Here is an 11,142-nt window from a genome sequence, read left to right as displayed (position 1 = left end):
CCGGGGAGGGTGGCGGGGTCGGGGAACAGGTCGGCGAAGTGCTGGCCGAGGCGGAGGATTTCGAGGTCGGCACGGGTGCGCAGGTCGTGCATGGATGCGACCGAGGTGAGTGTCTCGGTCGCGTCCATGTCAGCGATCTCCTTGTCGAACATGTGTTCGATACTACGCTGAGTAGGCGGATACTGCAAATCGTGGTTCGGCCCATATTGTCTTATTGGTAAGACGATCCAAAGATTTCATGAACAGATGAGAGAAGATGTAAGATGCACTTCGGCTACGCTCCGCAAGCAACATCATGGGGAATCATTAGTGCGCCAAGAACGTTGCTGTTGGCAAGCACCGTGGTGGGACCGTCGGTGTCGAGGTTGATGGCGGGCCGGAGCGAACGAGTGTCGCGGATTTCGGCAGGGCGGCCCCGAACCTGGTGACGTGGAACTGCAGTTCGAGATTCGGCCGGCCCGAGGCAGCCTCTTGCTGACGCCGGAGAAGGCGGTGGCCGCGGTACCGGAGGCCGATCCGGGGGACCAGATCTGGCGGGTTCGGACAGGAACTGGCCACCTCGGACAGGGCAATGGCTCTCCGAGGTGACCAGTTGGTGCTCTAGGTCGCTACTAGATGTCCGAGGGTCGCCGGTTGGGGGTCGGGGTTGTCGGGTACTACGCGGGTGCGTCGCCGTGGTCGGGGATCTCCAACTGGACACCGCCCTGCAGGGCGGACTGGTGGGCGTAGATGCCGGGGAGGGTGTAGCGGGCGGAGACCCAGGCGTTGATCGGCGGGAGGGTCTTGTCGGCGACCGCGCGGACGAAGTCGTCGGCGAGGAAGTGGTGTGACCCCTCGTGGCCGTTGTGCAGCCCGGCGAACTCGGCCGGCAGCCGGGTGCGGTCGTGGACCGGCGACAGGCCGGACCTGAAGGCGTCTCGCAGCGCCGGGTCGACGTTCGCCAGGTCGTCGTCGTCCAGTGAACTGCTCGGCTTGGTCTCCATCAGGTGGCTGACGTCCTCCACGCCATCCTTGGTCTGCCAGAGCGTGGTCGTGGCCAGCTGCTCGAAGCTGCCCTCGGTGCCGAACACCCGCAGCCGCGACTCGCGCAGGTGCGACGGGTAGCCGACGCGACGCATCTCGTTGGTCCGCATCACGCCGCCGTCGGCGAGCTTGAACAGCGCGGTCGCGTTGCTGAAGTCGTTGTCGAACTGGCTGATCTCCTTGTCGAAGACGCCGTCGCCGCGGTCGTCCTGGACACCGACGCAGGACACGTGGGTGGCGTGCTGACCGGTCACCGACAGGACGTTGCCGACGGCATGTGTCGGGTAGAGCATGGGCGGGAAGGAGGCGGTCTTCTTCCAGTCGTCGCCGCCGCTGTACTGGTACGCCGCGTAGAACCCCAGATCCATGTCGTGGACGTAGTCGCCTTCGGTGTAGAAGACGCGGCCGAAGTCACCGGCGGCGAGGCGCTGGCGGCAGTACACCGAGGACGGGTAGTAGAAGCTCGTCTCGCCCATCATGTAGGTCAGGCCGGTCTCCTTGACCAGCTCGATGATGCGCGCGATCTGGTTGGCCTCGATCGCCATCGGCACCGTCGAGTAGACGTGCTTGCCGGCCTCCAGGGCCTGGATCGCCATCTCGCCGTGCAGCCAGCGCTGGGTGAAGATCGCCACCGCGTCGACGTCGGAGGCGAGCATCTCCTCGAACGACTGGTAGGTGATCGAGATGCCCTGCTTCTCGGCCAGCTCAGCCAGCCGGTCGGGCAGGACGTCGGTCAGCCGGACGTCGGTGACGTCGGGATGCGCGGTCCACAGACGCAGGAACGAGGGGGCGAACTGGCCGGCTCCGACCATACCGATGCTGATGCTCATGAACCAAGGCAATCACACATTCTCTGAGCACGTAAGAACAATTTTGAACACTGAGATGTGAGATTGCTGGTGGCTGGGGTTTAAGGCGAAGGAGGGTCAGGGCGGCCGCTCGGCTGGTGTGTGGCGGCAGGGGGTGTCGAAGCGCTGACGAGGTGGTTGGAGCAGGCGCGGCGGGGTGCGCAAAGCAGGCGCCGGCGGCGGTTGGCCGCTAGCGCGGGCGGTTGATGGGTAGGCGGTTGGGGTGGTCCGTGGTTATGCCGTCTACGGCTAGGGCTACAGCCTCGGCGTACGTCGCTGCGTCGGGGACTGGCCAGGCGGTGACCCGGAGGTTGTGGGTGTGGAGGGTGGCTACCACATCCGGGGTCAGGTCGGTGATGCCGCAGAGGGCCCAGGTGGCGGCGGCGGTCTTGGTGCGGGTGATGATCTCGTCCACCGGAGGGGTGCGGGCGATGATCAGGCCGGTCTCGACCGATGGGAGCAGGCTGCGGATGGCCAGCAGGATGTCGGGCGATGAAGAAGTCACCAGAGTGCGATCCGCCAACGCGCTGTCCTTCAGGGACGCGGCCAGCAGGGGAACGGCTTCCACGGCCTTCACCTCGGCCTGGAAGCGAACAGGGATCGCCTCGACCGTCTCCGACCAGGTCGGGACGACTTCGCCGAGGCCCGCGTCCAGCGACCGGAGTACGGCGAATGGCAGTTCGGCGACCGCGCCGGTGCCGTTCGTCGTGCGATCGACGGTGGCGTCGTGCAGAACGACGAGTTCGCCGTCGGCGGTGACGCGCAGATCCAGCTCGATCTCGTCGCACCCGTCCGCGACGGCTCGGCGGAAGGAGCGCAGGGTGTTCTCCGGTTCGGAGCCGAGCGCCCCGCGATGGCCGGTGATGATCACAGCACCTTCTCCTCGTACTGGCGGCGTACTTCGTCCCCGATCGCGTCAAGCCGGCGAGCCACCGAACGGAAGACCTCGCGCGGCGCCGCGTTGTCGGCGTAGATCTGCTGCAGGCCGGTGTAGATCGCGACGTTGGAGTTCCGCCCGTAGAGCCTGATCGCGTCCTGCTGCCGGGCATTCGCGAGCTGCGCGATCGCGACCCCATAGTTCGGCTGCTCGGCGATCAGCTTCTTCAGCTCGGGGTCTTCGCGGGCCGCGTTCACCACCGGCAGGTAACCCGTCTGCGTCGTCCACCAAGCCGAGTTCTCCGGCCGGGCGAGGAAGGCCAAGAAGGCAGCGGCGGCCTGCTTGCGCTCGGCGGAGATGTTCCGCAGCATCCCGATCCCGCCACCGCCGGTCGCGATCCCGGCCGAGACTTCCGACGGGATGAAGCCGGCGCCGACCTCGAACTTCGCCTTGCTCGTGATGGTCTTCATGCCACCGGTCGACTCCTGGATGACGCCGACCAGCCCGTTGGCGAAGTCCGTGCTCGCGCTGCTGGCCATGTAGGCAAGCCCCAGCTCGTGCACCATCTGCCGTTGCCACTCGCCGGCAGCGACCGCGCCGTCCTGGTCGATCTTCACGTCGAGCCCGTCGGAGTACGCACCGCCGAACTGCCACACGTTGCCCTGGAACTGCCAGTCGCCGTCGATCTTCGCGAACGCGATCGTCCGCAGCGACCGTCCACCCGACTGCACCTTGGCGAGCTCCGGCCCCCATGACCGCAGCTCACTCCAGGTCCGCGGCGCGCGGTCCGGCAGTCCGGCCTTCGCGAACGCGTCCCGGTTGTAGTACATGATCGGCGTACTCCGGGCGAACGGCACCGCCCAGCTCTGGTCCTTGACGACGTACTCGCCGAACAGCTTCGGCTGGAAGACGGCTGGGCCGAAGCCGTCGGTGAAGTAGCCGTTCAGCGGTTCGAGCGCGTCGTTCAGGAAGAACCGTTCCCAGGTCACGTCGGACAGGACGGCCAGATCCGGCGCCTGCTTGGCGACCAGGGCGGCCGCGATCTTCTGCGCGACGTCGTCGTAGCTGCCCTGGAACTGCACCTCGACGTAGACGTCCTGCTGCGAATCGTTGAACTTGGCAACGAGGCTGTCGACCGCCTTGCCGTTCACCCCGCCGTACGGCGACCAGAAGACGACCCGGACCCGGTTCGCGTACTGCTTCGGCACGCTGCCGGCCGGCTGTGAGTAGATCGCGTCGATCGACCGATAGCCGCAACCGGTCAATGCCGACGCGGCGGCGAGTCCGAGGAAGCCGCGGCGCCTCATCCTTTCAACGCTCCTTGGGTAATCCCGCCCACGATGTAGCGCTGCGCGACCAGGAAGATCAACAGCATCGGCGCGAGTACGAGCAGCGTGCCGGCCATGATCGTTCCCCAGTTGGCCAGACCCTCCTCGTCCTTGAGGATCAGCAGCCCGACCGGCAGCGTCCGCATCTCGGCGGTGTTGGTGACGATCAGCGGCCAGACGAAGTTGTTCCACTCCTCGACCGCGGTGATCACCACGACGGTGATCAGCATCGGCCGCGACATCGGCAGCACCACTCGCCACAGCGTGCGCAGATGCCCGGCGCCGTCCACCGCGGCGGCGTCCGTCACCTCCGACGGCAGGGTGAGGAACTGCTGGCGCATCAGGAAGGTCGCGAACGCCGACCCGATGCCCGGAATGATCAACCCCGCATAGGTATTGATCCATCCCAGCGACGCCACCGTGAGGTAGTTCGGCAGCAGCGTCACGTGTCCCGGCACCATCATCGCGCCCAGGATCAGCAGGAACAGCACCTTCTTGAACGGGAACCGCAAGTACGCGAAGGCATAAGCAGTCAGTACTGCGTTCGCCACCTTGAGCACCGTTCCGGCGACGGTGATGATGGCCGAGTTGAGGAAGAACCGGTCGAATGGCGCCGCCTTCCAGGCCAGCGAGAAGTTCTCCCAGGTCAGCTGGTCCGGCCACCACACGGGCGGCCATTGGTAGATCTCGGCCGGCTGCTTGAACGCGGTACTGAGCAACCAGTACAGCGGTCCGAGGAAGATGGCGGCGACGCCCAGCAGAGCGACGTACTGGAGTGGTCTGGTCTTCATCGGTAGTGCACCCGCCTCTCCAGCACGCGAGCCTGGACGGTGGTGACGATCAGCAGGATGACGAACATGACGATCGACAGCGTCGCCGCCCGGCCGGCGTTGAACGCCTGGAAGCCTTCCTTGTAGATCGACCAGCTCAGTGTCGTGGTGGCGTCGCCCGGGCCGCCACCGGTCATCACCGCGATCACGTCGAAGGCCTGGAACGTCCCGATCACCGTGGTGATCAGCAGGAAGAACGTGATCGGCGCGAGCAATGGAAGCTTGATCGCGCGGAACCTGGTCCACGTGCCGGCGCCGTCGATCGCGGCGGCCTCGTCGAGTTCCTTCGGCAGGCCTTGCAGCCCGGCCAGGTAGATCAGCGCGGTGAATCCGGCGTTCTTCCACAGGTAGACGATGACGAGGCCGGGCAGTGCCCAGTCGGAGTTGTTCATCCAGTCCGGCGGCTCGCTGCCGAACGGTTCGATCAGCGCGCGCACCAGGCCGTAGCCCGGGTCGAAGATGAACAGCCAGATCGTCGCGACGGCCGCACCGGACAGGATGTGCGGCGCGAACGAGATCGTCCGGACCACCCCGCGGCCCTTCAGCGGCAGGTTGAACAGCAGCGCCAGCGCCAGCCCGATCAGCAGACTTCCGGCCACGATCAGCCCGGTGAAGACAATCGTGATCCAGAGCGTCTGGTGGAAGGCGGGATCGGTCAGCGTCCGGCGATAGTTGCTCAGTCCAACGAAGGTCGGCCGGGCCGCGATCATGTTCCAGTCGGTCAGGCTGAGGAACGCGTTGTAGAGGATCGGCCAGTAGGCGAACACCGCGATGACCAGCAGATTGGGTGCCACCAGCAGCGCGAACAGCCCGTACTCACGGCGCCGCCGGGTGAGCGCGCCATCGGCCGGTTTGGTAAGCACGCGGCGAAATTACCATCGTTTTATGGTGACGTATAGATAATCAGTGTGATTTTCTGACCAAACCCACAGGATCGCGACCCTCCAGATAGGCGGCCACCGCCTCGGCGGCGATGGAGCCGGCCCGGTGAGCGGTCTGCTTGGTGGCACCGGCCAAGTGCGGGGTCATCACCACATTGGGTGCCGTCAGCAACCGTGAGCCGGCCGGCAACGGCTCGACCGGGAAGACGTCGAAGGCCGCTGCGCCCAACTGGCCGGACTCCAGCGCATCCACGGTGGCGTCGTAGTCGAGCAAGCCACCACGAGCCGTGTTCACCAGTACTGCGCCCCGCCGCATCGTCGCGAGCTCCGCAACCCCGATCATCCCTCGCGTCTGGTCAGTCAGCCGGGCATGCAGGCTGACCACATCCGATTGCCTGAGCAACTCGTCGAGCGAGACCACCTCCATGCCGGGTGAGTTGGGATCGACAAAGGGATCCGCCACGAGCACCCGCGCCCCGAAAGCGATCATCACGCGAGCGACGCGGCGGCCGATCGCGCCGTACCCGACCAGCCCGACGGTCGCGCCATCCAGCTCTGACCCGCAATCGTCGTACGCATAGAGATCGCTGCGCCACTCCCCTTGCTCCAGCGTCTTCTGCAAGCGGGGAAGGTTGCGCAGGGCACCCAACATCAGCGTGACGGCATGCTCGGCGGCCGCGCCCGCGTTCCTGCCGGGCGTCGACGACACGATCACGCCGCGTTTAGTTGCCGCAGGCACGTTCACGTTGACCGGGCCGCCGCGACAGCAGACCAGGAACCGCAGGTCCGGCGCGGATTCCAGCACCCTTTCGGTGAAGGGCCCCATCTGCGTGATCGCCAGCTCGGCACCGGGCAATGCGGCGATCAGCTGGTCTTCGGCATCGCTCGCCTCGTCCACCTCGGCCACCCGCCCGAACGGCGTGAGCGGCCACGGCAGAGTGACCCGGCGGAAGTCGAAGGCGACGTCTGGCAAGGCCGATGTCAACGCCGCTTCAAGAAGGTCGTTGCCGACGAAGTGGTCGCCGGCGAGCAGGGTGCTGATTGTTCTCATCAAGCTCCAGAAGATCGGGCAGTGGGGGCCGGGTCGGCCCAGCGAGGACGGGCCGCATCGCTGCGGCGCAGGTAGTGGGCGAAGCCCTCGTCGTAGAAGGCGGCACGCGAAGGATCAGGGTCGATCTGCCTGGTCTCGGCGATCCATTCGGGGCCGGTCGTGACCTTGGCGGCGAGCCGCGCGCCGATCACGGCTCCGCGGGCGGCGACCTGCGATGCCTCGGTCGTGTGCAGCGGACTGTTCAACACGTCGGCGAGGATCTGCGTCCACTCGCGACTGTTCGCACCTCCGCCGCAGACGGTCACCTTGCCCGTCCAGCCTGCCGCTTCGAGGCAGTGCCGAGCGGCGTACGCGATGCCTTCGCAGGTCGCGCGGACCACGTCAGCCTGCGTGGTGGAGAGGGAGATCCCGTCGATGGTTCCGCGGGCGCCGGTGTCCACGAAGGGTGCTCTCTCCCCTGCCTCGGAGAGATAGGGCAACACAGTCACGCCGTTGGCTCCCGCTGGGCTCTCGGCGAGCAAGGCGGGCAACTGCGCGACGCCTACGCCGACCAGGGCGAGCACCCGATCGAGAGCGGCCGTACCGACCATCGCCGGCATCGCGCGCAACCACACGCCAGGGGTCCAAGTACCAAGGAACAGACCAGCAGGCTCACCGTCCACCGGCAGCTCACGGGTGATCACCTGGCAAGCGAGCGTCGTACCGACTGTGAGGAGCGCATCGCCGACTTCACTCACGCCGGCCCCTAGTGCGGCGGCTGGAAGGTCGTAAGGGCCGGATGACACGCGAGTGTTCAAAGGGAGGCCGAGTGATGGGTCGCGGAGTTCGCCGACCGGGCCGTCCGGAGCGACGGGGGCGAGAAGGTGTTGCCAGTCGGTAAGACCGCAGGCGCTCAGGGCATCGGCGTCATAGACGTTGATGCGTGGGTCGAGGAAGGGCGCTGACCCGTCCGAGACGTCCGTGGCCCGTACGCCGGTGAGCCGTTGCATCACGACGTCCTTGCAGTAGGCCGCGGTCGCCGCGCGACGCAGTACGTCAGGCTCTTCAGCCAGTACTGCGGCCAGCAGCGGCCCGGAAGCGCCAGGAAACATCCGATTGCCAGATCGCCGGAAGACCTGCTCGGCAACCCCATCGGACGTCCAGCGCTCGAGGATCGCGCTACTGCGCGCGTCCAGCCACGAGATCGCCGGCCGTACGGGTCTGCCGTCGGAGTCGACGAGCCACAACCCGTCGCCTTGTGCGGTGATCGCCAGCAGCTCAGGATCAGCAGTCACCGAACCCATCAGCTCGGCGACCACCTCGTTGACCGAGGCAACGATCTCGTCGGTGTCGTGTTCGAAGCGGCCCGGACCGGGACGGTTCAGGCGGGTCGGCCTGGAGGTCTCCGCCACCTGGCGGCCCGACTCGTCGAAGGCCACCGCCTTGGTGACCGTCGTACCGACATCAACTCCCACATCCATCCGAGACTCCCCTCACTGAAGCCAGGCCGGCAGAACTACAGCGGCGCGACCTCCACCGTGGTGCCGTGGTCGCGAAGTGCCTTGATCAGGTCGGCGGGCGTCTTCTCGTCCACCACGACGACGTCGAAGTCGGCCAGTGGCGCCAACCGGTGCAGCGCGGTCCGCTGCAGCTTGCCGTGGTCGACGAGCAGCACCTTCGTGCGCGCCGAGCGCAGCATGGCCTGCTTGACCAGCACGATCTCCTCTTCCTGATGGAAGGCATGCGTCGCCGAGACCGCGGACACGCTGCAGAACAGCAGGTCGGTGTGCAGCGCCTCAACCGCCTGCGCGCACGGCATGCCGCCGAACGAGTCGTGCGTCGGCGAGTAGATGCCGCCCAGCGCCAGCAGGGTGACGTCGCGCAGTTCGGTCAGCCGGGTGATGGCCGGCAGGAAATTCGTTGCCACAGTCAATGGAGTGATGTCCTCGAACAGCTCGACCAGGGCGAGTGCGCTGGTCGAGTCGTCGAGCATCACCGACATCCCGGGCTCGATCATCGCGCGGGCATGCCGGGCCAGCGCGGCCTTCTCCGCCTGCGCGGTGTTCAGCCGGTACGCGACGTTGCTCTCGAACACGCTCGTCGGCTGGGCCGTCACGCCGCCGCGGTACTTGCGGACGACGCCCTGGCGCTCCAGCTCGTCGAGGTCGCGGTGCACCGTCATCACGCTGACCCCGAACGCCTCGACCAGGTCGTTCGCCGAGACCGAGCCGTGCTCGACGACGTACGCGGCGATCTCGGCCTGGCGCCGGGCGGGCCGGCTCAGCTCAGAGGTGTCGACCGTGTCAGAACTCATCGCGGGATCTCCATTCGCACAGCTGGGGTGTTGAACGCCTCGAGGCCCACTGTGCCGTCCTGCCAGCGCAACCGCACCAGCGCCGCGGGACCGAGGGCCGGAAGAAGTCTGCGGTACTCCTTCAGCTCCAGCCCGAGCACCCGGCAGACGAGCAGCCGGATCAGCGTGTTGTGCGCGACCACCAGTACCTTCCGGCCTTGGTGCTCGCGACCGATCTGGTGGAACGCCTCCTCGACGCGATCCGCCGCGGCAGCCGGATCCTCGCCGCCCGGGAAGTGCCGGCCGACCGGATCGAGCTCGAACGCCTTGGCGACGTCCGGCGGCAGCTCGCTGAGGCTGAGCCCTTCGGCCGACCCGAAGTCGACCTCGCGCAGCCGGTCGTCCAGCACCGGAGTGAGGGCGAGCGCCTGAGCCGTCGGCGTGATGGTCTGCCGCGCCCGCAGCATCGGCGACGACCAGAGCGCGTCGGGAGCGAAGTCCTCGGCCCACTCCTTCAGGTACTGCGCCTGGACCGTGCCGACCCCGTCGATCGGCAGATCCGTCGACCCCGTGTACCGGTTGCCATGGTGCCATTCGGTCCGCCCGTGCCGAGCGAGTACGACGATCGTCTTCATCCGCGATACCCCCGCCGATCCAGCTCCGCCACGAATTCGCCGTACAGGGTGGTCAGTCGTTCCTGCGGTCGCGGTTCGAGGACGCGGTCGACGCGGACCATCCGCGCGGCCGTCTCGGTCACAGACCCACCGGCGGAGGCCGCGAGCACAGCCATCCCGTACGCCGGGTCCGCGGCGGCCGGGAGCTCGACCGGTACGCCGAGGAAATCGGCGCGCAACTGGTTCCAGTAGCCACTCCGGACCGCTCCCCCGGTGAGCGAGACGGATCGGACCGGATCGGCACCGAGGTGTTCCAGGTGCTCGAACGCGAGCTTCTCGATGAAGGCGACGCCCTGCAGGACCGCGCAGTACCGGTGCAGGTCGTCAGGGAGGTCGCCCAGCTCGAACCGCTCGGCTGTCGGCGCGACGAAGGGGAAGCGCTCGCCTCGGCCGGTGATCGGGTAGATGACCGCATCGATCGCACCCAGCTCACGAGCAGCCTGGTCGAGAGCGTCGAGGTCAGCGCCGGGCAGCATCGCGGTGAGCGCTCCGGCGCCGGTGTTGGAGGCGCCGCCGGGGAGCCAGCCGCCGTCGGGATGGCGATGACTGTAGACGGCTCCGGTCGGGTCGGTCAGCAGGTCCTTGCTGACACCTTTGAGGACGAGAGTGGTGCCGAGGACCGAGTTCCAGGCGCCCGGAGCGAGCGCGCCCGCGGCGATCTGGGCGGCGCATCCGTCGGTCATGCCGGCGTAGACCGGCGTACCGGCGGGGACCCCCGTGACCTGCGCTTTTGCCGTGTAGACGCGGCCGAGCTCGGCTCCCGGGCGGACGACCTCGGGCAGGATCTCGGCCGGGATACCGAGGCTGTCGAAGGCGTCCACCGGCCAACTGTCGGCGATCAGGTCGTAGCCGGTTTTGAGCGCGTGACTCGTGTCCGTGGCGACCGGCCCGCCGATCAGGTGGGCCGCGACGACATCCGCGCTGTGGGCGATGCGGCCGGCGTGCTGCTCGAGAAGCCAGAGGATCTTGGGCAGCGCCCAGGTCGGCTGCATCGCGGTGGACCAGCGATCGGGGTCGGCCTTCACGATGCGATCGAGATACGAGGCGGCCCGCGCATCGTCGTACATGAGTGCCGGAGTGGTCGGCGCACCCGAGTCATCGGTGAGCAGGACCGTTCCGGAGGTGGAGCAGATGGCGACACCCTGTACTGCGGGCGTCGCGACCTCGGCGAGAGTGGCGTCGACCGCGGCGAGCCAGTCGCGCGGGTTCTGCTCGTGGCGGGCGCCGTCGCGGCGGCTGGTCAGCGGGCGGGAGGCGCGGGCGAGGACGGTACCGCTGGCATCGACCAGAACGGACCGAACGCTCTGCGTCCCAAGGTCCACACCAATCCACGCAGGAGGACGCACAGACCGCACTCC

General features: G+C 67.3%; 10 protein-coding genes. All 10 read right to left on the bottom strand.

Going from position 1 to position 11,142, the window contains the following annotated elements; translation table 11 throughout:
* Positions 1–656: 656 nt before the first annotated feature.
* The 10 genes from A3ES_RS0136725 to A3ES_RS0136680 all read right to left on the bottom strand — a co-directional run bounded on the left by A3ES_RS0136725 (position 657) and on the right by A3ES_RS0136680 (position 11,106).
* Positions 657–1,853 carry a Gfo/Idh/MocA family protein gene (locus A3ES_RS0136725; RefSeq protein ID WP_026163544.1) on the bottom strand — a complete coding sequence of 399 codons (1,197 nt, stop codon included), beginning with the start codon at positions 1,851–1,853 and terminating at the stop codon, positions 657–659.
* A gap of 208 nt (positions 1,854–2,061) precedes the next feature.
* Positions 2,062–2,742, bottom strand: coding sequence for a glycerophosphodiester phosphodiesterase (locus tag A3ES_RS0136720; RefSeq protein ID WP_020391833.1), 681 nt, complete (start codon positions 2,740–2,742; stop codon positions 2,062–2,064).
* Positions 2,739–4,055, bottom strand: coding sequence for an ABC transporter substrate-binding protein (locus A3ES_RS0136715; protein WP_020391832.1), 1,317 nt, complete (start codon positions 4,053–4,055; stop codon positions 2,739–2,741). Before A3ES_RS0136715 ends, A3ES_RS0136720 begins: the two co-directional genes overlap by 4 nt.
* Entirely contained in the window at positions 4,052–4,867 is an 816-nt protein-coding gene (locus A3ES_RS0136710) for a carbohydrate ABC transporter permease (RefSeq protein WP_020391831.1), read from the bottom strand. Before A3ES_RS0136710 ends, A3ES_RS0136715 begins: the two co-directional genes overlap by 4 nt.
* A complete protein-coding gene (locus tag A3ES_RS0136705; RefSeq protein WP_020391830.1) occupies positions 4,864–5,769 on the bottom strand; it encodes a carbohydrate ABC transporter permease in 906 nt (301 codons plus the stop codon). Before A3ES_RS0136705 ends, A3ES_RS0136710 begins: the two co-directional genes overlap by 4 nt.
* Before the next feature lie 40 nt (positions 5,770–5,809).
* The gene (locus tag A3ES_RS0136700; RefSeq protein WP_020391829.1) at positions 5,810–6,838 is read right to left on the bottom strand and encodes a 2-hydroxyacid dehydrogenase; all 1,029 of its coding nucleotides are present in this window, start codon (positions 6,836–6,838) and stop codon (positions 5,810–5,812) included.
* Positions 6,838–8,298 carry an FGGY family carbohydrate kinase gene (locus A3ES_RS0136695; RefSeq protein ID WP_020391828.1) on the bottom strand — a complete coding sequence of 487 codons (1,461 nt, stop codon included), beginning with the start codon at positions 8,296–8,298 and terminating at the stop codon, positions 6,838–6,840. Before A3ES_RS0136695 ends, A3ES_RS0136700 begins: the two co-directional genes overlap by 1 nt.
* 35 nt (positions 8,299–8,333) lie before the next feature.
* Positions 8,334–9,131 (bottom strand): DeoR/GlpR family DNA-binding transcription regulator, encoded by a 798-nt coding sequence (locus A3ES_RS0136690; protein WP_020391827.1) that lies wholly within the window; start codon positions 9,129–9,131, stop codon positions 8,334–8,336.
* On the bottom strand, positions 9,128–9,745 hold the full coding sequence (locus A3ES_RS0136685) for a histidine phosphatase family protein (protein WP_020391826.1): 618 nt from the start codon (positions 9,743–9,745) through the stop codon (positions 9,128–9,130). The genes A3ES_RS0136690 and A3ES_RS0136685 overlap by 4 nt, the downstream gene beginning before the upstream one ends.
* Positions 9,742–11,106 carry an FGGY-family carbohydrate kinase gene (locus tag A3ES_RS0136680; RefSeq protein ID WP_020391825.1) on the bottom strand — a complete coding sequence of 455 codons (1,365 nt, stop codon included), beginning with the start codon at positions 11,104–11,106 and terminating at the stop codon, positions 9,742–9,744. Before A3ES_RS0136680 ends, A3ES_RS0136685 begins: the two co-directional genes overlap by 4 nt.
* Positions 11,107–11,142: the final 36 nt, after the last annotated feature.

The sequence above is a fragment of the Kribbella catacumbae DSM 19601 genome, assembly GCF_000372465.1.
Lineage (GTDB): Bacteria > Actinomycetota > Actinomycetes > Propionibacteriales > Kribbellaceae > Kribbella > Kribbella catacumbae.
This window is presented reverse-complemented; position numbering and strand designations above follow the sequence as displayed.